Below are 22,173 nucleotides of genomic sequence, written 5' to 3' on the forward strand. Positions count from 1 at the left end.
CCACTAGCCGCCTCGCCGAAGCTTGGCAAGCGGTGTTTCCACCGCCTGCCAAATTTCTCACATCAATGTTCGTCCTCGTCGCTCGACGTCTCGACGCCCAGGTCGTCGTCGCCGCCGAGGTCCACTTCATCGTCCGCCGAAGGCTCTTCGTCCTCGCCGGTGATGTCCTCCAGATCCTCGTCATCGCCTTCCAGGTCGGCGTCGGGCTTCTGCGTGTCGGACTTCTGCGCCTCGAAGGGCAGCGGCTGCTTCGACTTCAGGATCGGCTCCGGCTCCCAAGCATACCCGCAGGTGATGCAGGTGACGGGATCGTCCTTTTCGAGGTCGTAGAAACGCGTCGCGCATTTCGGGCACGTACGCTTCGTGCCCCATTCCGGCTTGATCATGCCGTGTCCTTAGCCTTTCGGAATTGGGAATACCCCAGGGATGCTATCCCAGCGAGATGGCCCGCGCCTTGCCATAGCGCAAGACGGCTGTCAAAGCGCCTGCCCCATGAGCCACCTTCCGCCCCAAACCAAGACGCTTGGCCCCTGCGGCCCGCTGCGCGGCACGATCACCGTCCCGGGCGACAAGTCGATCAGCCACCGCTCGCTGATGCTGTCCGCGCTCGCCGTGGGCGAGAGTCGGGTGGAGGGGCTGCTGGAGGGTGAGGACGTCCTCGCCACCGCCGCCGCGATGCGGGCCATGGGCGCCGAGATCCAGCGCGGCGCGGACGGCATCTGGCGCATTCACGGCGTCGGGGTCGGCGGCCTGCGCCAGCCGGACACGGCGCTGGAGATGGGCAATTCGGGCACGTCGACCCGGCTGCTGATGGGCCTGGTCGCCTCCCACGCGATCACCGCCACCTTCACCGGCGATGCCAGCCTGTCGGGCCGGCCGATGGGGCGGGTGATCGAGCCGTTGTCGGCGATGGGCGCGGCGATCACCGCCTCGCTCGGCGGCCGACTGCCGCTGATGCTGCGCGGTCTGTGCCCGGCGGTGCCGATCACCTACACGCTGCCGGTCGCCTCCGCGCAGGTGAAGTCGGCGATCCTGCTGGCGGGCCTCAACACGCCCGGCATCACCACCGTGATCGAGCCGGTGGCGACGCGTGACCATTCGGAGCGGATGCTCGCCGGCTTCGGTGCTGACCTCAGCGTCGAGCAGGGTCCGGAGGGCCGGATCATACAGATTCGGGGCGAAGCCGAGCTTCGCCCGCAACAGATCGTCGTGCCCGGCGACCCCTCCTCCGCCGCTTTCTGGCTGGTCGCCGCCTCGGTGGTGCCGGATTCCGACATCCTTGTGGCGAATGTCGGTCTCAACCCGACGCGCACCGGCGTGATCGCGGCGCTGCGCCTGATGGGGGCGGACATTACCGAAGAAAATGCGCGCGTCGTCGGTGGCGAGCCGGTCGCCGACCTGCGCGTGCGCCACGCGACCCTGCGCGCGATCGAGGTGCCGACCGAGCTGACGCCGAGCATGATCGACGAATATCCGGTGCTGTTCGTCGCCGCCGCCTTCGCGGAAGGTCGCACCGTGGCCCGCGGCGCGCACGAACTGCGCGTCAAGGAAAGCGACCGGATCGCCGCGATGCGGGCCGCGCTGGAACTGTGCGGCGTAGTGTGCGAGGAGTTTGAGGACGGCTTGGCGATCACCGGCACCGGCGGCGCGCCGATCGCCGGCGGCGCGACCATCGCCTCGCTGCTCGACCACCGCATTGCGATGAGCCTGTCGGTCGCCGCGCTCCATGCCCGGCGACCGATCACGATCGACGACGCCGCGCCGGTCGCGACCAGCTATCCCGGCTTCTACGCCTCCCTCGACCGTCTGGCGGCCGACACGGCGGAGCAGGCGGCATGATCATCGCGGTCGATGGCCCCGCCGCCAGCGGCAAGGGCACGATCGCCCGCGCGCTCGCCCGCCACTACGGCCTGCCGCATCTCGACACCGGCCTGCTCTACCGTGCCGTCGCGATGACGGTGCAGCGGCTGGAACTGGACGCGACGAAGGAAGCGGATGCGGTCGCCGCCTGCGACTTCGACGATTCGCTGCTCGCCGATCCCGGCCTGCGCAGCGACGCGGTGGGTCAACTCGCCTCGGTCGTGTCAGCGCATCCCCTGGTCCGTGCCTCGCTGTTCCAGCGGCAGAAGCGTTTCGCCCACCAGCCCGGCGGCGCGGTGCTCGACGGCCGCGACATCGGCACGGTGATCGCGCCGGAGGCGGACGCCAAGCTGTTCGTCAAGGCGACGCCGCAGATTCGCGCGCGTCGCCGCCACAGCGAGCTTCACGCACACGGCGCAACGATCAGCTATGACAAGGTGCTGGCGGACATCCGTGCCCGCGATGCACGCGACAGCGGCCGCGCCGCCGCGCCGCTGGTTCAGGCTCCCGATTCGGCGCTGCTCGACACCAGCTTTCTGACGATCGACGAGTCGGTCCGCCGCGCGATCGCGCTGGTGGAGGCGCGCGTCGCCGCCTGATGGACGTCCCGCCTGGATGGTGGATGGCCGTTAACCACGGCGCGTATCAAAGCAGGATTTTGTTAACCATAAGCATCGGTTGAAGGAAATCAGCCACTTAGCGAAAGTGCTTTCACAGAATATCGAGTGAGAGCAACAACATGCGCAACATCTTCATCACCACCGCCGCCGCCGCCATCTTCGCCGCCGCCCCGGCCTATGCCACGAACTTTTCGGTCGCGATGACCAATGGCGGCACGGCGGGCAGCAACACCGACGCCCGCACCTATAATGCCACGAGCAACGGCCAGACGCTGAACGTCAAGGTCACCGGCTGGACCGATTTCGGCTTCGGCGTCGGCCGCAGCGCGGTCGGCAGCTATGGCACCGATGGCCTCGGCATCACCAACGCGATCGAGAGCGGCGCCTACGGCTCGCACCAGGCGGACAGCTATTTTGGCACCGACTTCTTCATCCTCCAGTTCGACCAGGCGGTGAAGCTGACCTCGGCGGTGTTCAACACCTTCGACCTGTACGGCTCGGCGCCCGACAACAACGCGTTGATCCGCTGGGGCAACACCGCCACGGCGTGGAACGGCACCATGTCGGTCGACAGCCTGTCCAAGGCGTTCACCGGCAGCGCCATCTCCTATGGCAACGGCATGGACGGCAGCCGCTCGCTGGCGCTCGGCAGCACCGCGATCGGCAATATCTGGATGATCAGCACGATGTCGCCCGACGCGCCGAAGATCTTCGACGCCTTCAAGCTCGCCGGCGTCAATGTCAGCAGCGTCGCGGCGGTGCCGGAGCCCGCGACCTGGGCGATGATGCTGGTCGGCTTCGCGATGATCGGCGCCGCCGCCCGCTATCGCCGTCGCAGCACCACCGCGGTCTATGCCTGATCCCGGCCGGTCCCGCGCGCGCTTCCCTTTGGCGCGCGGGACCGGATGGGCCCGGCGAGCGGCGATTGCTTTTTTGTCGCCCCTCTCCTATAGAGAACAGGTTCGACGGGCAGGTGCCCGCGAAGATCGGCGCGACGGGCCATGGCCTCTCGCGCCCTTTTCGCATCATCGGTCCGACGGATGCCGTGCCGGCATGGGGCCGTCGCGGCGTTTTGGCCAAGACCAGCGGACCCAACCGCTTGGCCGGAAACGAACCCCGAGGAAGACATTTTCTAATGGCAACCCAGATTCAGCCCAGCCGCGATGATTTCGCGGCGATGCTCGATGACATGTTCGGCGGCGCCGACAGCTTCGAGGGTCGCGTGGTGCACGGCACCGTCACCGCGATCGAAAACGACATGGCCGTCATCGACGTCGGCCTGAAGTCGGAAGGCCGCGTGCCGCTCCGCGAATTCGCCCCCGCCCCCGGCCAGAAGGCCGAGCTGAAGGTCGGCGATGAAGTCGAAGTCTATGTCGACCGGGTCGAGAACATGCACGGCGAAGCGATGCTGTCGCGCGACCGCGCGCGCCGCGAAGCCGCCTGGGACAAGCTCGAGCTCGAATTCTCCAAGTCGGCCCGCGTCGAAGGCACGATCTTCGGCCGCGTCAAGGGCGGCTTCACCGTCGACCTGTCGGGCGCGGTGGCGTTCCTGCCGGGTTCGCAGGTCGATATCCGTCCGGTGCGCGACGTCACGCCGCTGATGGACATCCCGCAGCCGTTCCAGATCCTGAAGATGGACCGCAAGCGCGGCAACATCGTCGTGTCGCGTCGCGCCGTGCTCGAAGAGACTCGCGCCGAGCAGCGCTCGGGCCTGATCCAGAGCCTGGCCGAGGGCCAGGTGATCGACGGCGTCGTCAAGAACATCACCGATTACGGTGCGTTCGTCGACCTGGGCGGCATCGACGGCCTGCTGCACGTCACCGACCTGTCGTACAAGCGCGTCAACCATCCCTCGGAGATGATCGCGATCGGCGACACCGTGCGCGTCCAGATCATCCGCATCAACAAGGACACGCAGCGCATCAGCCTCGGCATGAAGCAGCTCGAGAGCGATCCGTGGGATGGCGCGAGCGCCAAGTATCCGGTCGGCGCCAAGCTGTCGGGCCGCGTCACGAACATCACCGAATATGGTGCGTTCGTCGAGCTGGAGCCGGGCATCGAAGGCCTGGTCCACGTTTCGGAAATGTCCTGGACCAAGAAGAACGTCCATCCGGGCAAGATCGTCTCGACCTCGCAGGAGGTCGATGTGGTGGTGCTCGAGGTCGACAGCGACAAGCGTCGCATCTCGCTGGGCCTGAAGCAGGCGCAGGCCAATCCGTGGGAGGCGTTCGCCGCCGCGCACCCGATCGGCTCGACCGTCGAGGGCGAAGTCAAGAACGCGACCGAGTTCGGCCTGTTCATCGGCTTGGACAACGATGTCGACGGCATGGTCCACATGTCGGACATCGCCTGGGGCGTGTCGGGCGAGGATGCGCTGGCGCTGCATCGCAAGGGCGAGACCGTCCAGGCGATCGTGCTCGACATCGACGCGGAGAAGGAGCGCATCAGCCTCGGCATGAAGCAGCTCGAGCGTGGCGGCCCGTCGGTCGGCGCGGCCACCGGCGGCAGCAACCTGGGCAAGAACCAGGTCGTCACCGTCACCGTGCTCGAAGTGCGCGACGCGGGCCTTGAAGTGCAGCAGGGTGACGACGGCGTGACCGGCTTCATCAAGCGCACCGATCTCGGCCGCGACCGTGACGAGCAGCGTCCGGAGCGGTTCCAGGTCGGCCAGAAGCTCGACGCGATGGTCACCGGCTTCGATCGTTCGAAGAAGCCGACCTTCTCGGTCAAGGCGATGCAGATCGCCGAGGAGAAGCAGGCCGTGGCGCAGTACGGCTCGTCCGACTCGGGCGCTTCGCTCGGTGACATCCTGGGCGCCGCGCTGAAGGCCCAGAGCGAAAAGAAGTAAGCCAACAGGAAAGGGCCGGAGCGACGCTCCGGCCCTTTTTGGTACAAGTCCGTGTCATTTCTCCCAATTTCTTCGCGCCTTGCCGCCAAATTGGGCTTCTCTCCGCAGAATTAACCTGTATTAGGAACGGACCGTCATCTTCGGGGGATAGAATGATTAGGTCCGAACTGGTTCAGAAGGTCGCAGACGAAAACCCCACGCTCAGCCCCAAGGAAGTCGAAGCCATCGTGGCGACCTTCTTCGGCGAGATCACCGAGCGCCTCGCGGCCGGCGGCCGCGTCGAGATCCGCGGCTTCGGCGCCTTCTCCACCCGCGCCCGCGACGCCCGCACCGGCCGCAACCCGCGCACCGGCGAGACGGTGGATGTCGAGGCCAAGCGAGTCCCCTATTTCAAGCCCGGCAAGGAAATGCGCGCCAAGCTCAACGTCTGAACGGCGGCCGGCCCCGCGGCGTGTCCGGCCTGGCCATTCCGGACTTGATCGAACCGGTCCAGTCACCGGACTTGACGCCGGCGCCGGCTTCAGGCTTCACGCGCGACGTGGGCGGACGTGGCGAAATCGGTAGACGCAGCCGACTTAAAATCGGCTTCCTTCGGAGTGCGGGTTCGAGTCCCGCCGTCCGCACCACCGCCCTTCTCACCTTGCTCCCGGCGCTGCTGCTGCCCGCCGGCTGCCAGCGGCGGCCCGATCGCGGGCCTGTGGTGGTCAGCGCCATCGGCGGACCGCCGCGCTATGCGACCGGCTTCTCGCCCCGTGCCGACCTGCCGTCGCGGCTGCTGCTCGATTCGACCGCACAGGGGCTGGTTCGCTTCGACGCCGCCGGGCAGATCGAGCCGGGACTGGCCGAGCGTTGGACGGTCATCGACAATGGCGGCAGCTATATCTTCCGCCTCCGCGACGCCCGCTGGGCGGATGGCGCGCCCGTCACCGCCGAGCAGGTGGTGCGCCTGCTCGAACGTCGGCTGAGCCCACGAGCGCGGAACCCGCTCGCCCCCTTCCTGACCGCGATCGACGAGATCGTGGTGATGACGCCGCAAGTCATCGAGGTCCGGCTGAAGCGCCCGCGTCCCGACCTGCTCAAGCTGTTCGCCCAGCCGGAAATGGCGTTGCTGCGCCTCGATCCACCCGCCGGCAGCGGGCCGTTCCGCATCGCCGAACGCAGCGTGTCGCCGCTGCTGCGCCCCGCCTTCGATCCCGGCATCGCCGATCCCGACGACCAGCGCGAGCGCGAGCCGGAGGAAAACGTACGGCTGATCGGCGAGCGCGCCTCCGCTGCGATCCTGCGCTTCGCGCGCGGCAAGTCCGATTTGGTCAGTGGTGGCACCATCGCCGACTGGCCGTTGCTGGCGCTGGCGGAACTGCCGCGCGGGGCGCTGCGTCTTGATCCGGCGGCGGGCCTCTTCGGCCTGGCCATCGCCACTCGCACCGGCTTCCTGGCCGATCCCGCCAATCGCGCGGCCTTGTCGGCGGCGATCGATCGCGGCGCCCTGGTCGCGGCGATCGCGCCGGGCTGGGAAGCGACCGACCGGCTGTTGCCGGACACGCTCGACTCCGCCGCGCCGCCGCAAATCCCCGACTGGTCGCTGCTGACCATCGACCAGCGCCGCGAGCTGGCCCGCGGTCGCGTCGCGGCCTGGAGCGGTGGCCCTGTCTCGCTGTCCCTCGCCCTGCCCGCCGGCCCCGGCGGCACCCTGTTGTTCGGGCAGCTCGCCGCCGCGCTGCGCGCCATCGGCATCGAGTCCCGCCGTGTCGGCCCCGATTCGCCCGCCGACCTGCGGCTGATCGACCGGGTCGCGCCCTATGACAGCGCCCGCTGGTATCTCGCCAACGCCTGCGCGCCGTGCAGCGACGACGCCTCCGCCCTGCTGGAGTCCGGTCGCGACGCCCCGACGCTCCGCCTGCGGTCGCAGCGCATCGCCGAGGCGGACGCCGCGCTCAACCGCGACACCGCCTTCATCCCGCTGGCCCGCCCCTTACGCTGGTCGCTGGTCGCCACCCGGTTGGCGGCGTGGCAGGCCAATGCCCGAGCGTGGCATCCGTTGAATCGGCTGCGCGCCGATCCCAATTAGGGATCATGACCACCACACGGATCGACCCCACGATCTTCGATGCCCTGCCGCTCGGCCGCGACCCCGTTTCGGTGCGTCGCCGGATCGAGGCGATGGAGAGGCTGCTGGAGCGCAGCTTCACCCTTCCCGGCACCAACCGGCCCGTCGGCCTCGATTTCATCGTCGGCCTGGTGCCGGTGGTGGGCGATGCGATCACCGCCCTGATGGGCAGCTATATCGTCTGGGAAGCGCGCAATCTGGGCCTGTCGAAATGGCAGCTGGCGCGGATGATGGGCAATGTCGGTTTCGACGCGGCGCTGGGTCTGATCCCGTTCGTCGGCGACGCGGCGGACTTCTTCTTCCGCTCCAACACGCGCAACCTGCGGATCATCCGTCGCCATCTCGATCGCCACCATCCCGGCGCGACCGTGATCGAGGGATGAGCGGCTGGGGCGGCGATAGCTGCCCTACCCCTGCGCAAAGCATCGCTCGATTGTCGCGGCCCCGCCGAACCGCCATCTGGGATGCATGGCAACTCTGCTCGATCCCCATAATCGCGGCCGCGTGATCCTGGTCGGCGCGGGTCCCGGCGACCCGGGCCTGCTCACAATCCGCGCCGTCGAAGCGCTGAAGGCGGCGGATGTCGTCGTGCATGACGGGTTGATCGACCCGCGCGTGCTCGACATCGCCCCCACCACCGCGCAGCGTATTTCGGTCGCGAAGCGGCGCGCGCAACACACGCTGCCGCAGGAGGCGATCAATGCCCTGATCGTCGCGCATGTCCGCACCGGCAGCCTGGTCGTGCGCCTGAAGGGCGGCGATCCCTTTATCTTCGGGCGCGGCGGCGAGGAAGTGGAGGCGGTGCGCGCCGCCGGCCTGCCGGTCGAGGTGATCCCCGGCGTGTCGGCCGCGCTCGGCTGCGCGGCCGAGGCGATGTTGCCGCTGACCCACCGCGACCACAGCTCGGCGGTCAGTTTTGTCGCCGGCCAGTGCAAGGGCCTGTCGGAACAGGACTGGTCGGGTTTGGCCGGGCAAGGCCGCACCCTGGTCATCTATATGGGCGTCGCGACAGCGGCGGCGATCGCCGACAAGCTGATGGCGGACGGGGTCGCCCCCGACATGCCGGTCGCGGTGCTGGAGCGCGGTACCCAGCCGGGCCACCGCGCGATCCGCACCCTGCTCGCCGATCTCGGCGCGATGGTGGAACGCGAGCGCGTCGGCAGCCCGGCGATCATCGTCGTCGGCGAGGTCGTGCTGCTGTCGGATGCCGAGGACAAGCTGGCCCGTTGGGCGCGAATCGCCGAGGAGAGCGCGGCATGAAGTTGCTGACCGGCAACGACCTCGCCAGCGGCGACGTGACCTGGTGGACCGGCAGCGGCTGGTCGCGCCATATCGAGGAGGCGGTCGATGTCGGCGCGGAGGGCGAAGCGATCGCCCGTGCCGAGGAAGGCGCTCGCCGCGTCAACGTGCCCTACGTCATCGATGCGACCGCCACCGCGGACGGCCCACGTCCCGCGCATATCAAGGACCGGATCCGCGCGCTCGGCCCCACCGTTCGCCCCGACCTGACCCTCAAGCCCGCCGACCCCCAGGCCGGCCATTGGGTGATCTGACATGTATCGTTACGACCAATATGACCAGGCGATCGTCGATGCGCGCGTCGACGAGTTCCGCGACCAGGTCCGACGCCGGTTGGCGGGGCAGTTGACCGAGGATCAGTTCAAGCCGCTCAGGCTGATGAACGGCCTCTATCTCCAGCTCCACGCCTATATGCTGCGCGTCGCCATCCCCTATGGCACGCTCGACTCGCGCCAGTTGCGCACGCTGGCGGGGATCGCGCGCGAGTTCGACCGGGGCTATGGCCACTTCACCACGCGCCAGAACCTCCAGTTCAACTGGATCAAGCTGGAGGATACGCCGACGATCCTGGAGCGGCTGGCCAAGGTCGAGATGCACGCCATCCAGACCAGCGGCAATTGCATCCGCAACATTTCGTCCGATCAGTTCGCCGGCGCGGCGGCGGACGAGGTGACCGATCCCCGCCCCTGGGCGGAGCTGCTGCGGCAATGGTCGACCTTCCATCCCGAATTCAGCTACCTGCCGCGCAAGTTCAAGATCGCGGTGATCGCGGCGAACGAGGATCGCGCGGCGATGCGGCTGCACGATATCGGCATCCAGCTGGTCGAGCAGGATGGCGCGGTCGGCGCGCGCATCTATGCCGGCGGCGGCATGGGCCGCACGCCGATGATCGCGCCGCTGATCCGCGACTTCGTCCCTGTCGACGACCTGATGAGCTATCTGGAAGCGGCGCTGCGTGTCTACAATCGCTACGGCCGGCGCGACAACATCTACAAGGCGCGGATCAAGATCCTGGTCCATGAGATCGGCGCGGACGAGTATCGCCGCCAGGTCGAGGAGGAGTTCGTCGCGGTCAAGCAGCTCGGGATAGACCCGCCGCGCGCCGAGCTGGAGCGCATCCAGGCGATGTTCGCCGCCCCCGCCTTCTCGGCCGACGCCCCCGAGGCGATCGATCGCAGCGATCCGGATTTTGCGGTCTGGCTCGATCAGAATGTCGCCGCGCACAAGCAGCCAGGCCATGCGATCGTCACGATCAGCCTGAAGTCGATCGGCGGCATCCCCGGCGACGCCTCGGCCGATCAGATGGACCTGGTCGCCGACTTGGCCGAGCGCTACAGCTTCGACGAGCTGCGCGTCACGCACGCGCAGAACCTGGTCCTGCCGCATGTCCGCAAGGCCGACCTGCCCGCCATCTGGACGCGCTTGCGCGAGGCGGGGCTGGCGGAGGCCAATCTCGATCTGGTGACGGACATCATCGCCTGCCCCGGCCTGGACTATTGCAGCCTGGCCAATGCCCGCTCGATCCCGCTGGCGCAGAAGCTGGCGGTGCGGCTCGCGCCGCGCCAGCACGACCTGGGCGAGCTGAAGGTGAAGATCTCCGGCTGCATCAACGCCTGCGGCCATCACCATGCCGGCCATATCGGCATCCTTGGCGTGGATAAGAAGGGTGTGGAGAACTACCAGCTCTCCTTCGGAGGTTCGGGGGCGGAGGATGTGTCGCTCGGCAAGATCACCGGCCCCGGCTTTGACGAGGACGGGGTGGTCGACGCGGTCGACCGCGCCACTTGCACCTATGTCGAATTGCGGCAGGCGGGCGAGCGCTTCCTCGACACCTATCGCCGCGTGGGGATGCAGCCGTTCAAGGAGGCGATCTATGGGTGATCTCGACCGCGCGTCGATCGGCGGCGAGCCGCTGCTCCGCTTCCGCGACGACGAGCCGCATGACGAGCCGGCGGTGACGCTCGATTCCTTTCTGGCCGAACAGACCAACGCCACGGCCGTCCGGCTCGAGGCGGGCGAGGATGCCCGTGCGCTGCTGCCGCACCTCGACCGGCTGGCGCTGATCGAGGTGAGCTTCCCCACCTTCCGCGACGGGCGCGGCTATTCGGCCGGTCGCATCCTGCGCGAGGCGGGCTATGCCGGCGAACTCCGCGCGGCGGGCGACGTACTGGTCGACCAGTTGCCGTTGATGCGGCGTTGCGGCTTCGACAGCTTCGCGCCGGAAACGGAGATCGACGCCGCGACGCTGCGCGCCAGCCTGGACCGCTATGGCGACCACTACCAGGCGGCCGCCGACCCGGTGGTGCCGGTCTGGAGGAAGCGCCATGGGTGAGGCCGCGCGCGATCTCGACCTGATCGATGTCCGCCCTGCCTTCACCGCAGCGGACGCGGCGGCGATGCAGGCGCGCTTCGCCGGCGTGCCCGCCCCTGACATGCTGCGCGAATTGATCACGGGCGAACTGTCGGGGCGAATCGCCTCCGTCTCGTCCTTCGGTGCGGAGTCGGCGGTGCTGCTGCACATGGTGGCAAGCATCGATGCGGACGTGCCGGTGATCTTCACCAACACGCAGAAGATGTTCGGCGAGACGCTGGCATATCGCGACGAACTGTCCGAGCGGCTGGGCCTGACCGACCTGCGTGTTTTCCGTCCGGACCCCCGTCTCCTCCGGCTGAAGGACGACAAGGGGTTGCGCTGGTCCTATGACCCGGATGGCTGCTGCGAAATCCGCAAGGTCGAGCCGCTGCGCCGCGCGCTGGCCCCCTTCTCCGCCTGGATCTCGGGGCGCAAGGGCTTCCAGGCCGGCACGCGCCAGGCGCTGCCCCGCTTCGAGGTCGAGGACGGGCGGCTGAAGATCAATCCGCTCGCCGACTGGCCGAAGGCCGATCTCGAAGCCTATTTCGTGGCGCATGAACTGCCGCGCCATCCGTTGGAGGCGCAGGGCTATCTGTCGATCGGCTGCGCGCCCTGCACGTCGCGTGTGCAGCCGGGCGAAGACCCGCGCGCGGGGCGCTGGCGCGGCTGGGATAAGGTGGAATGCGGCATCCACCAGGCGGTAACGCCCGGCGAGGACCCGATTTTCTGACTGCGCTGCTCTAAGTTACTGAACCCGCGACACGCCTGCCCGTTGCCGCCTCGACAACAGGAGACGGCATAATGACGGATCGGGATTTTTCGCGGCGTGACATGATGGCGGGTACCGCGGCGGGGCTGGCCGTCGCCGGCATCGCCGCACCGGCGGCGGCGCAGCGCGCCAAGTCGGCGGCAGGGGCAGCGCTGCCCGACCCACGCACCCGCTATCCGCGCCCGCCCTTCGACACGGCGATGCAGCCCTTCCCCGGCCTTGCCGGCAAGATGACGCCGCGCCCCGATCATGGCGAAACCAGCTATGTCGGCTCGGGCCGGCTCACCGGCCGGCGAGCGCTGGTGACGGGCGGCGATTCGGGCATCGGCCGCGCCGCCGCCATCGCCTTCGCGCGCGAGGGTGCGGATGTGGCGATCAGCTACCTGCCGGCGGAGGAAGCCGACGCGCGCGAGGTGATCGCCCTGATCCGCCAGGCCGGGCGCACGGCGCTGGGGCTGCCCGGCGACATCCGCGACGAGCGCTGGTGCAACCGCATGGTCGCGCAGACCGTGCGCGAGCTGGGCGGCCTCGACCTGCTGGTCAACAATGCCGGCCGCCAGCAGCAGCGGCAAGCGCTCGCCGACCTGTCGTCGGAGGATTTCGACGCGACGATGAAGACCAACCTCTATGCGATGTTCTGGATCACCAAGGCAGCGCTGCCGCATCTGCCGGCCGGGGCGTCGATCATCCAGACGACCTCCGAACAGGCTTACGACCCGTCCGCCAATCTGGTCGACTATGCCATGACGAAGGCGGCGATGATGAACTTCACCAAGTCGCTGGCCAAGCAGCTCGGGCCCAAGGGCATCCGCGTCAACGGCGTGGCGCCGGGGCCGATCTGGACGCCGCTCCAGGTCGCAGGCGGCGCGACGGCGGAGAAATTGCGCGAGTTCGGCGGCGACACGTCGCTGGGCCGACCGGGCCAGCCGGTCGAGCTGGGGTCGATCTTCGTCCAGCTCGCCGCCAATGACGCCACCTTCTCGACCGGTCAGGTCTATGGCGCCGCTGGCGGGACGGGGCAGCCATAGGATTCGACACATCCGCATCCCGTGCCGGGATCATGCGCAAGTCCGACATAGCTCCGGAATTTACGCACCACCCCGGCGAGGACCGGGATCCAGTCGGGGGACGTTCATCGGGAAAGTTTGCACCCCGTTACGTCCGCCTTCCCAACCGGGTCCCGGCCTTTGCAGGGGCGGTTTCGAGATCTTGGCACCCCCGCCCTTTTTTAGCGGAGGACGACGTTTACCATTCCACGCCGATCTTGCCGAAATGGCCGGCGCTTTCCTCATAGGCGAAGGCGTCGGCCAGCCGCTCCAGCGGGAAGCGGCGGTCGATCACCGGGCGAATGGCGTTCGCCTCGATCGCGCGGACGAAATCCTGCTGCATCCGCCGGCTGCCGACGATCAGGCCCTGTAAGCGCGCCTGTTTGCCCATCAGGGCGGCGGTCGGCACGTCGCCGCTCGCTCCGGTCAGCACGCCGATCAGCGAGATATGGCCGCCGACCCGCACCGCGTCGATCGACTGGGCGAGCGTCCCCGGCCCGCCGACCTCGACGACATGGTCGACGCCCAGCCCACCGGTCCAGTCGGCGATGGCGCGCCCCCATTGCGGCATCTCGCGATAGTTGAGCGTGAAGTCCGCGCCCAGCGCGCGCGCGCGCTCCAGCTTCTCGCCGGAGGACGAGGTGATCGCCACCGTCGCGCCCATCGCCTTGGCGATCTGGAGCGCCCAGATCGACACGCCGCCGGTGCCGAGCAGCAGCACCGTGTCGCCCGCCTTCAACCCGCCATCGCAGACCAGCGCGCGCCAGGCGGTCAACCCGGCGGTGGTGATCGTCGCCGCCTCCACCGCGTCCAGGTTCTTGGGGGCATGGGTGAAGGCGGTGGCGGGCAGAACCACGGCCTCCTGCGCGAACCCATCGATCCCGTCGCCGGGCGTGCCGGCGAAATCGCCGACTCGCGCCGTGCCGTCCTGCCATTGCGGGAAGAAGCAAGAGACGACCGCATCGCCGGTCGCGAACTCGCTCACCCCCGCGCCGACGCTCTCCACGACGCCGGCCCCGTCGGCGAGCGGCACCCGGCCGCGCTCCGGATCGGGTGCGCCCATCCGGCCGGTGACCACGCCCAGGTCATGATAGTTGAGCGAGCTGCCATGCAGGGCCACCCGGATCTCGCCCGCACCGGGCTGGCCGGGGTCGGGCCGTTCCTCCATCGTCAGCCGGTCCAGCCCGGCGGGCGCGCGAACGATCATTGCCTTCATCGTCAACTCCTTGGCTTTGCCGCCTCAACGACCGATTCCGCCAAACTCTCCCGCCACCTGCCCCAGGTCAGCCACCCCCGGCCGTCCTGCGACGGCTTTACACCATGGCGGCGCAGCATCATGACGGATCGTTCATCGAGCGCGCCGCCCGCGCGATGGACGGGAAGTTGTGCGCGGACGGAGAGTGACGACATGCCGAGTGGACTGGCCGCCTTGCTGGACGATGTCGCGGGGATCACCCGCCTCGCCGCCGCCTCGCTCGACGATGTCGGGGCCGCCGCCAGCCGCGCCGGCACCAAGGCGGTGGGCGTGGTGATCGACGATACCGCCGTCACCCCGCGGTACGTCACCGGGCTGTCGCCCGCGCGCGAACTGCCGATCATCGGCAAGATCGCGCTGGGGTCGCTGCGCAACAAGCTGCTGATCCTGTTGCCGCTGGCGCTGGTGCTGAGCGCCTTCGCCCCCTGGGCGCTGACGCCGCTGCTGATGATCGGCGGCGCCTATCTCTGCTTCGAGGGCGTGGAGAAGCTGGTCGAGGCCTTTGGCGGCCATCACGCGACCGAAGAGGCGGCGGAAGGCGCGACCACGCCGGAGGCGCTGGAGCAGCAGAAGGTCAGCGGCGCCGTGCGCACCGACTTCATCCTGTCGGCCGAGATCATGGCGATTGCGCTGGCCGAGGTGTCGGGCAGCGGCATCTTCGCACAGGCGGTGGCGCTGGCGATCGTCGCGGTGGCGATTACGGTCGGCGTCTATGGCCTGGTCGGCCTGATCGTGAAGCTGGACGATATCGGCCTGCACCTCGCCGGCAAGGATTCCGCGGCGGTCCAGGCAATAGGGCGCGGCATGGTGAAGGCGATGCCGGTGATCATGTCCACGCTTGCGGCGATCGGCACCGCGGCGATGATCTGGGTGGGCGGCGGCATCCTGGTCCATGGCATGGCCGGGCTGGGTTTCGCGGCGCCAGAACATGTCGTGCATCATGCCGCCGAAACGGTGGCGGGTGCGGTGCCGGCGCTGCACGGCGTGCTGGCCTGGATCGTCACCGCCATCGGCTCGGCGATCGTCGGGCTGGTCGCTGGCGGGCTGATCGTCGCGATCCTGCACAAGGTGAAGCGCAAGCCGCACTAAGGGGGTACTGGAATCTCCCGCCCCGCTCCCCAGCGAAAGCCGGGGCCCAGTCGGGGGACGCTGCTGATGGAAACGCTGGACTCCGTTATTGTGAACGAAGTGCGACGCTCCATTATTGAAGCCTTCCCAACGGGCCCCGGCCTCCGCCGGGAACAAGTGGGTGAAAAACCTCGCTCCGCTCCAAAACGCAAAACGCCCGCCGCCGAACCGCGCTGGCGGGTCGGGAGGCGGGCATTTGGAAGACCGGGACGATGGTGGGCGCGACAGGGATTGAACCTGTGACCCCACCCGTGTGAAGGGTGTGCTCTACCGCTGAGCTACGCGCCCATCGTCCGGGAGGCAGCCCTTTAGGCGGTGGTTTTCCGCCTGTCCAGCCACCTTCCGCAAAAAAATCAGTTCACCGAGTCCTTCAGGATCTTGCCGGCCTTGAACTTGGGCTGGCTGGAGGCCTTGATCGTCATCGGCTCGCCGGTGCGCGGGTTGCGGCCGGTCGATGCCTTGCGCTTGGACACGGAAAAGGTGCCGAAGCCGACCAGACGGACCTCGTCACCCTTGCGCAGGCTGGCGGAGATGGCGTCGAACACCGCCTCCACCGCCTTGGTCGCATCCACCTTGCCGAGCCCCGACGTGTCCGCGACCGTCGCGATCAGCTCCTGCTTGTTCATCGATTAACCCCCAAAAGATAAAGCGTCGTCACGCGCGCCGGAATCAATCCGCGCGGCAGAAGTCCCAATAAGAGCGAGCATTTAGCCCGAGTCAACCGCCGCGCGACGAGGCGACGCGCAGCGGTTCCGGGTTCAGTGGTGTAGCTCGCCCCCGGCCGACGCGATCGGCGCGGGCGGAAGTGCCGCCAATTCATCGGTTTCGGTCCAGTCGATCGCCTCCAGCGGCTCGGTCAGCGCCAGGCGCAGGACTTCGTCGACATGCTGGACCGGCACGATCGTCAGGCCGTCCTTGATGCTGGCGGGCACATCGGCGAGATCCTTCTCGTTCTCGTGCGGGATCAGCACCGTGGTGATCCCGCCGCGCAGCGCGGCGAGCAGCTTCTCCTTCAGCCCGCCGATCGGCAGCACCCGGCCGCGCAGCGTCACCTCGCCGGTCATCGCCACCTCGCGGCGCACCGGCACGCCGGTCAGCGTCGACACGATCGAGGTGACGATGCCGATGCCCGCCGACGGTCCGTCCTTGGGCACCGCGCCCTCGGGCAGGTGGATATGGATGTCCTTGCGGTGGAACAGGCTGGGCTTGATGCCATAGGATGGCGAACGCGCCTGGACGAAGCTGAAGGCGGCCTGCACCGACTCCTTCATCACGTCGCCCAGCTTGCCGGTGGTCTTCACCTGGCCCTTGCCCGGCACCGTCACCGATTCGATGGTCAGCAACTCGCCGCCCACCTCGGTCCAGGCCAGCCCGGTCACCGCGCCGATCTGATGCTCGGTCTCGCCCAGGCCATGGCGATACTTCTGCACGCCGGCGAAATCGGACAAATTGTCGGGCGTGATCGTCACGCTTTCCGCCTTGCCTTCCAAAATCTGGCGCAGCGCCTTGCGGCACAGCTTGGCGATCTCGCGCTCCAGCGTACGCACGCCCGCCTCGCGCGTGTAGCGCTGGATCAGCGCGCGCAGGCCCGCCTGGGTCAGCGTGAACTCGCCGTCCTTCAGGCCGTGCGCCTCGACCTGCTTGGCGACCAGATGGCGTTCGGCGATCTCGACCTTCTCGTCCTCGGTATAGCCCTCCAGCCGGATGATCTCCATCCGGTCAAGCAGCGGCTGGGGCAGGTTGAGCGTGTTGGCCGTGCAGACGAACATCACGTCCGACAGATCGATGTCGATCTCCAGATAATGGTCGTTGAACTTGCCATTCTGCTCTGGGTCCAGCACCTCGAGCAGCGCCGAGGCCGGGTCGCCGCGGAAATCCTGGCCCAGCTTGTCGATCTCGTCGAGCAGGAACAGCGGGTTGGACGTGCCGGCCTTTTTCAGGTTGGTCACGATCTTGCCCGGCATCGAGCCGATATAGGTCCGGCGATGGCCACGGATCTCGGCCTCGTCGCGCACGCCGCCCAGCGACTGGCGGATGAACTCGCGGCCGGTCGCCTTCGCGATCGACTTGCCCAGCGACGTCTTGCCGACGCCCGGCGGGCCGACCAGACACAGGATCGGACCTTTCAGCTTGTTGGTGCGCGCCTGGACGCCCAGATATTCGACGATCCGGTCCTTGACCTTCTCCAGCGCGTAATGATCCTCGTTCAGGATCGCCTCGGCTGCGGGGATGTCCTTCTTGATCTTCGACCTCTTGCCCCAAGGCAGGCCGAGCAGCACGTCGAGATAGTTGCGCACCACCGTCGCCTCGGCGCTCATCGGCGCCATGGTCTTCAGCTTCTTCAGCTCGGCCGTCGCCTTGGTGCGGGCCTCCTTCGACAGCTTGAGCGTCGCGATCTTCTGGGTCAGCTCGGCAAGTTCGTCGCCCTCGCCTTCCTCGTCGCCATTGCCCAGCTCGCGCTGGATCGCCTTGAGCTGCTCGTTGAGGTAATATTCGCGCTGCGACTTTTCCATCTGGCGCTTGACGCGGGTCTTGATCTTCTTCTCGACCTGGAGGACGCCGAGCTCGCCCTCCATCAGCGCGAAGGCCATTTCCAGCCGCTTGGCCGGATCGGTCTCGACCAGCAGCGCCTGCTTGTCGGCGACCTTGACCTGGATGTTGGCGGCCACCGCGTCGGCCAGCCGCGCGGCATCCTCCAGCTCGCCGAGCTGCACCGCGGTTTCCGCCGGCAGCTTCTTGTTGAGCTTGGAATAGTTCTCGAACTGCGACACGACCGAGCGCATCAGCGCCTCGATCTCGACGCCCTCGCCTGCTTCGTCCTCGACCAGATCGACGCTGGCGGCGAGATGATCGGCGGCCGGGGCCAGCTCGCCCAGCCGGGCGCGCTGCTTGCCCTCGACCAGCACGCGCACGGTGCCGTCGGGCAGCTTCAACAGTTGCAACACGGTGGCGGTGACGCCGATCTCGTACAGATCCTCGCGCGAGGGATCGTCCTCGGCGGGGTCGAGCTGGGCGACGAGGAAGATCTCCTTGTCGCCGGCCATCGCCGTCTCCAGCGCCGCGACCGATTTCTCGCGACCCACGAACAACGGCACGATCATGGCCGGGAAGACGACGATGTCGCGCAGGGGAAGTACCGGCAGGGTATGATTCACAAGCTACTCCGCGCGCCGTTCGATCGGCGCTTTTGTCCTATATGGGCGGTGATGCCCCATCCATCAATCACCTGCACGGCGACCGGTGCGACGTCGGGATCGCGCAAGCCTCCCGGCATAGGCAAAGCCCTCTTCATCCTATAGCCGTGCAGGGGCTCGGGCGGTCGCCCGTCCCTCTTGTCCGGTCCCGTCCATGTTCGCATCCCTGCTCGCCCCCCTCGCCGTCCTGGCCACCGCCGCTCCATCCGACACCGCGCCGCCGGCCAAGGGCACGCCGCCCGTCACCGCGCAGACGCAGCGATCGGGCGGCGTACGCCCGCCCGAACAGCTGGCGATGCGCTTCGACACCGCCGATCTAGCATTCGAGCTATTGCCCGACCGTTACCGACTGGAGGGCGTGGCGACCCTGGGCTTCACCGCCACCGCACCGCTCGAGCGGCTGGTGATCGACCTCGACCGCAACCTGCCGGTTCGCGCGATCGCGATCGACGGCGTTGACCTGCCGCCCGCCGCCTGGTCGAACCCGGAGGGACAACTGGTCGTCCGCCTGCCCCGGCCACTCGCCAACGGACAGTCGGTCAGCGCACGCATCACCTATGGCGGGACGCCGCATGTCGCGGTGCGCGCTCCCTGGGACGACGGCGTCGTCTGGTCGAAGACCCGGGACGGCCGCACCTGGTTCGCCACCACGGCGGAGGGCTATGGGTGCGACCTGTTCTGGCCCTGCCTCGATTTCCCGAAGGGCGAGCCGGCGCAGGTGACGCTGCACATCATCGTTCCGAAGGGGTTGAAGGCCCCGTCCAACGGCGTACTGCTGGGCGTCGATACGCTGCCCGACGGCCGCAGCCGCTGGAACTGGCGGATCGCGCATCCCAACACCTATGGCATCGCCCTCAATGTCGGGCCGTACGAGCAGATCAGCGGCACGTACAAGAGCCGGTTCGGCAACAGCATCCCGATGGCCTACTGGTACCTGCCGGGCGAGAAGGCGCAGGCCGAGCGGCTCTTCGCCGAATTCGCGCCGACGCTCGACTTTTTCGAGACGCTGATCGGTCCCTATCCGTTTGGCGACGAGAAGGTCGGCGTGGTGGAGACCCCGTACAAGGGCATGGAGCACCAGACGATCAACGCTTACGGCAACGACTATGCCAAGGCGATCGAGGGGTTCGACTGGCTCTTCCAGCACGAGTTCAGCCACGAATGGTTCGGCAACCAGCTGACCGCCGCCAATTGGGACGATTACTGGCTGCACGAGGGCTATGGCAGCTATATGCAGCCCGCCTATGGTCGGTGGCGCGAGGGCGAGGCGCGCTATGCCGCGATGATGCAGGGGCAGCGCGGCGCCATCGCCAACCAGGTGCCGATCGTGCGCGGCCGCGTCATCACCGAGGAGGAGGTGTACGAGGCCAAGGACGGCGGCCCCGGCCTCGACATCTACAACAAGGGCTCGTGGATGCTCCACACGCTGCGCGGCCTGATCGGCGACGCGGCGTTCTGGGACGTGACCCGCCTGGCGGTCTATGGCCGAACCGATCCCAGGCCCGGCAACTTCCAGCCGCGCTTCGGCTCGACCGCGGAATATGAGCGTTTCGTCCGTCAGGTGACCGGCCGCGACTATGGCTGGTTCTTCGACGTGTATCTGCGCCAGGCCGCATTGCCCGACCTGGTGACCGAGCGGGCCGGCGGCCACATGACGCTGCGTTGGAAGGTGCCGGGCGACGGTCCCTTCCCGCTCCCCGTCGAGGTGCAGGTGGGCGACCGGATCGTGACCGTGCCAATGACCGGCGGCCGGGGCATGCTGGCGGTGCCCGACGACGCGCATGTGGTGATCGATCCCTTCGCTCGCGTGTTGAGGCGTTCGACGGCGGTCGAGGAATTGCAGGCATGGCGAAACGGCAAGACGAAATGAGCGGAACGGCACTCGCCGCCGCCCGCGTCGCGGAAATGGCGGCGATCTTCATGATCGGCGACGGGCTTCTCGGCCTCCTGCAGCCCCGCCGCCATGTTGCGCTATGGCGATCGGATATGGCCGCACTCGATTCGCTAGTCCGGCCCTTTGCCGGACGAGTCGGTGCCCGGCGTCTCTATGGCGTGATGCAACTGGGGGCGGGAATAGCGCTCGCGAGTCGGCTGAAGCGTCCCGACCGTCTGCACTCGCAAGGATGAGCCTGGTTGCGGTTGAAACCACTTCGGCACCGTCGATGGACGGTGCCGCAAGTACATCGGTCCGATCCCGTCGAGAAAAAACCGAGTTCGCGATAAGCATTTGAGCGAGAACTGACGGGAGAGAGCTGCCATTACAGCGCTCATCTCCCGACCAACACCGGCCGTTGCCGGTTTGACCGGCGGCTCCACTCCATATCTCGTCTTGTAATTGACGACGCGGTGGCTGGTGACGCGCTTGTACACGAGCCGCAGGCAAAAAAAAGCCGGGACAAGCCCGGCTGGAAAGTTTTTAGGAGAGGATGCCTGAAAGGCACGACTCTTGTGCATCGCAACACGTGGTTAAGCAATTGCTTGTTGGATGATCGTGATTGCGCAAATTGCAATCAGCAGTTGGTTCCCATGTACGCCCCTGCTCTCACGGCTTTTTTTTGAATCATGGCACGATGGTAACGAACAAATAGGCCGCGAAGATCACCAGGTGGACGACGCCCTGCAACACCGTGGTCTTGCCGTTGCCCAGCGACAGGGTGGCGACGAACAGCGATAGCGCCAGCAGCGTCATGCTCTTCGCGCTGATCCCCAGCGCCAGGGGTAGTCCCAGGACCAGCGACACGATCGCCACCGCCGGCATGGTCAGCCCGATCGTCGCCAGGGCCGATCCCAGCGCCAGGTTCAGGCTGGTCTGCAGGCGGTTGCGCTTCGCGGCGCGGTAGGCGGCGAGGCTTTCGGGCGCGAGCACCAGCGCGGCGATGATGACGCCGACCAGCGCCAGCGGCAGCCCCGCGCCCAGGATCGCCGCCTCGACGGTCGGAGACAGCGCCTTGGCCAGCAGCACGACCACGACCAGCGCGACCAGCAGCACGCCGAACGCGCTCCAGGCGCCGGCGTCGGTCGGCGGCGCGGCATGGGCGTCATGAGGCAGGCTTTCGCCCGACGGCAGGAAATAATCGCGGTGCCGCACCGTCTGCACCATCACGAACACGGCATAGAGGATCAGCGACACCACCGCCACGAACAGCAGTTGCGATGGCGCATAGGTCGGGCCGGCGGTGGAGGCGGTGTAGTTGGGCAGGATCAGCGACAGCACTGCCATCGCCGCCAGCACGCAGAGCGCCGCGCTCACCCCGCGCAGGGTGAAGCGCTGCTCGCCGTGGCGGATGCCGCCGGCCAGCAGGCAAAGGCCGACGATGAAGTTGAGGATGATCATGATCGCCGCGAACACCGTGTCGCGCGCCAGCGACGACGCGTCGCCCGCGTCCGACAGCATCAGGCTGACGATCAGCGACACCTCGATCACCGTCACCGCGATCGCCAGCACCAGGGTGCCGAACGGCTCGCCGACCCGGTGTGCGACCACCTCGGCATGATGGACCGCAGCCAGCACGCTGCCGATCAGGATGACGATCGCGATCAGCGTGCCCGCCGTGCCGAGCGTCGCGAGCGACGTCACGATCGCCGCCACGCCCAGCAGCGGGAAGACCAAGGTCCACCACGGCAAGGTCAGCCGATGCAGCAGGGCCCGCTTGGCCCCCTGGGGTACGATCACCTCTTCCGCCATGCCGCCTCC

At 67.8% G+C, this 22,173-nt stretch carries 21 protein-coding genes and 2 tRNA genes; 17 read left to right on the forward strand and 6 right to left on the reverse strand.

Annotated elements, in window-relative coordinates; genetic code table 11:
• Nucleotides 1-62: 62 nt before the first annotated feature.
• Nucleotides 63-386, reverse strand: a complete 324-nt coding sequence (locus GGQ96_RS18085) for a TIGR02300 family protein (RefSeq protein ID WP_184116784.1) — start codon at nt 384-386, stop codon at nt 63-65.
• 106 nt (nt 387-492) lie between these two features.
• On the opposite strand from GGQ96_RS18085, the gene aroA reads away from it, so the two are divergent.
• From aroA to GGQ96_RS18155, 14 genes are all read left to right on the forward strand, one after another.
• Nucleotides 493-1,839, forward strand: coding sequence for a 3-phosphoshikimate 1-carboxyvinyltransferase (aroA, locus tag GGQ96_RS18090; protein ID WP_184116785.1), 1,347 nt, complete (start codon nt 493-495; stop codon nt 1,837-1,839).
• Nucleotides 1,836-2,459 carry a (d)CMP kinase gene (cmk, locus tag GGQ96_RS18095; protein WP_184116786.1) on the forward strand — a complete coding sequence of 208 codons (624 nt, stop codon included), beginning with the start codon at nt 1,836-1,838 and terminating at the stop codon, nt 2,457-2,459. The genes aroA and cmk overlap by 4 nt, the downstream gene beginning before the upstream one ends.
• Nucleotides 2,460-2,599: 140 nt before the next feature.
• The gene (locus GGQ96_RS21540; protein WP_246360710.1) at nt 2,600-3,340 is read left to right on the forward strand and encodes a PEPxxWA-CTERM sorting domain-containing protein; all 741 of its coding nucleotides are present in this window, start codon (nt 2,600-2,602) and stop codon (nt 3,338-3,340) included.
• Between the two features lie 275 nt (nt 3,341-3,615).
• Nucleotides 3,616-5,328: a 30S ribosomal protein S1 gene (rpsA, locus tag GGQ96_RS18105; protein ID WP_184116787.1), complete on the forward strand. Its 1,713-nt coding sequence runs from the start codon at nt 3,616-3,618 to the stop codon at nt 5,326-5,328.
• A gap of 152 nt (nt 5,329-5,480) precedes the next feature.
• On the forward strand, nt 5,481-5,759 hold the full coding sequence (gene ihfB, locus GGQ96_RS18110) for an integration host factor subunit beta (protein ID WP_184116788.1): 279 nt from the start codon (nt 5,481-5,483) through the stop codon (nt 5,757-5,759).
• Nucleotides 5,760-5,870: 111 nt separating this feature from the next.
• A tRNA-Leu gene (locus tag GGQ96_RS18115) sits at nt 5,871-5,954 on the forward strand.
• 14 nt (nt 5,955-5,968) lie between these two features.
• Nucleotides 5,969-7,396: an ABC transporter substrate-binding protein gene (locus GGQ96_RS18120; protein ID WP_246360711.1), complete on the forward strand. Its 1,428-nt coding sequence runs from the start codon at nt 5,969-5,971 to the stop codon at nt 7,394-7,396.
• A 5-nt stretch (nt 7,397-7,401) separates the two neighbouring features.
• Complete coding sequence (locus GGQ96_RS18125; RefSeq protein WP_184116789.1) at nt 7,402-7,818, forward strand: DUF4112 domain-containing protein; 417 nt, start codon at nt 7,402-7,404, stop codon at nt 7,816-7,818.
• Between the two features lie 85 nt (nt 7,819-7,903).
• Nucleotides 7,904-8,695: a uroporphyrinogen-III C-methyltransferase gene (gene cobA / locus GGQ96_RS18130; RefSeq protein WP_184116790.1), complete on the forward strand. Its 792-nt coding sequence runs from the start codon at nt 7,904-7,906 to the stop codon at nt 8,693-8,695.
• Entirely contained in the window at nt 8,692-8,988 is a 297-nt protein-coding gene (locus tag GGQ96_RS18135; protein ID WP_184116791.1) for a DUF2849 domain-containing protein, read from the forward strand. Before cobA ends, GGQ96_RS18135 begins: the two co-directional genes overlap by 4 nt.
• Before the next feature lies 1 nt (nt 8,989).
• Nucleotides 8,990-10,615 carry a nitrite/sulfite reductase gene (locus GGQ96_RS18140; protein WP_184116792.1) on the forward strand — a complete coding sequence of 542 codons (1,626 nt, stop codon included), beginning with the start codon at nt 8,990-8,992 and terminating at the stop codon, nt 10,613-10,615.
• Nucleotides 10,608-11,066, forward strand: coding sequence for a DUF934 domain-containing protein (locus GGQ96_RS18145; protein ID WP_184116793.1), 459 nt, complete (start codon nt 10,608-10,610; stop codon nt 11,064-11,066). The genes GGQ96_RS18140 and GGQ96_RS18145 overlap by 8 nt, the downstream gene beginning before the upstream one ends.
• Nucleotides 11,059-11,817: a phosphoadenylyl-sulfate reductase gene (locus GGQ96_RS18150; protein WP_184116794.1), complete on the forward strand. Its 759-nt coding sequence runs from the start codon at nt 11,059-11,061 to the stop codon at nt 11,815-11,817. The genes GGQ96_RS18145 and GGQ96_RS18150 overlap by 8 nt, the downstream gene beginning before the upstream one ends.
• A 71-nt stretch (nt 11,818-11,888) precedes the next feature.
• Complete coding sequence (locus GGQ96_RS18155) at nt 11,889-12,884, forward strand: SDR family oxidoreductase (protein ID WP_184116795.1); 996 nt, start codon at nt 11,889-11,891, stop codon at nt 12,882-12,884.
• A 217-nt stretch (nt 12,885-13,101) separates the two neighbouring features.
• Here GGQ96_RS18155 and GGQ96_RS18160 read toward each other — a convergent pair whose 3' ends face one another.
• Nucleotides 13,102-14,118, reverse strand: coding sequence for a zinc-dependent alcohol dehydrogenase family protein (locus GGQ96_RS18160; protein WP_184116796.1), 1,017 nt, complete (start codon nt 14,116-14,118; stop codon nt 13,102-13,104).
• A 192-nt stretch (nt 14,119-14,310) separates the two neighbouring features.
• On the opposite strand from GGQ96_RS18160, the gene GGQ96_RS18165 reads away from it, so the two are divergent.
• Nucleotides 14,311-15,246, forward strand: a complete 936-nt coding sequence (locus GGQ96_RS18165) for a DUF808 domain-containing protein (RefSeq protein ID WP_184116797.1) — start codon at nt 14,311-14,313, stop codon at nt 15,244-15,246.
• 252 nt (nt 15,247-15,498) lie between these two features.
• Here the strand turns inward: GGQ96_RS18165 and GGQ96_RS18170 are convergent.
• From GGQ96_RS18170 to lon, 3 genes are all read right to left on the reverse strand, one after another.
• Nucleotides 15,499-15,573 (reverse strand) — tRNA-Val (locus tag GGQ96_RS18170).
• A 65-nt stretch (nt 15,574-15,638) separates the two neighbouring features.
• Entirely contained in the window at nt 15,639-15,911 is a 273-nt protein-coding gene (locus GGQ96_RS18175; protein ID WP_125993169.1) for an HU family DNA-binding protein, read from the reverse strand.
• A gap of 132 nt (nt 15,912-16,043) precedes the next feature.
• Nucleotides 16,044-18,386 carry an endopeptidase La gene (lon, locus tag GGQ96_RS18180; protein WP_221240054.1) on the reverse strand — a complete coding sequence of 781 codons (2,343 nt, stop codon included), beginning with the start codon at nt 18,384-18,386 and terminating at the stop codon, nt 16,044-16,046.
• A 247-nt stretch (nt 18,387-18,633) separates the two neighbouring features.
• On the opposite strand from lon, the gene GGQ96_RS18185 reads away from it, so the two are divergent.
• Nucleotides 18,634-20,349, forward strand: a complete 1,716-nt coding sequence (locus GGQ96_RS18185) for a M1 family metallopeptidase (protein ID WP_184116799.1) — start codon at nt 18,634-18,636, stop codon at nt 20,347-20,349.
• On the forward strand, nt 20,325-20,606 hold the full coding sequence (locus GGQ96_RS18190; RefSeq protein ID WP_246360712.1) for a hypothetical protein: 282 nt from the start codon (nt 20,325-20,327) through the stop codon (nt 20,604-20,606). Before GGQ96_RS18185 ends, GGQ96_RS18190 begins: the two co-directional genes overlap by 25 nt.
• Nucleotides 20,607-21,039: 433 nt before the next feature.
• Here the strand turns inward: GGQ96_RS18190 and GGQ96_RS18195 are convergent, their stop codons facing one another.
• Nucleotides 21,040-22,164, reverse strand: a complete 1,125-nt coding sequence (locus GGQ96_RS18195; RefSeq protein WP_184116800.1) for a calcium:cation antiporter — start codon at nt 22,162-22,164, stop codon at nt 21,040-21,042.
• Nucleotides 22,165-22,173: the final 9 nt, after the last annotated feature.

The organism is Sphingomonas abaci, assembly GCF_014199625.1.
Lineage (GTDB): Bacteria > Pseudomonadota > Alphaproteobacteria > Sphingomonadales > Sphingomonadaceae > Sphingomonas > Sphingomonas abaci.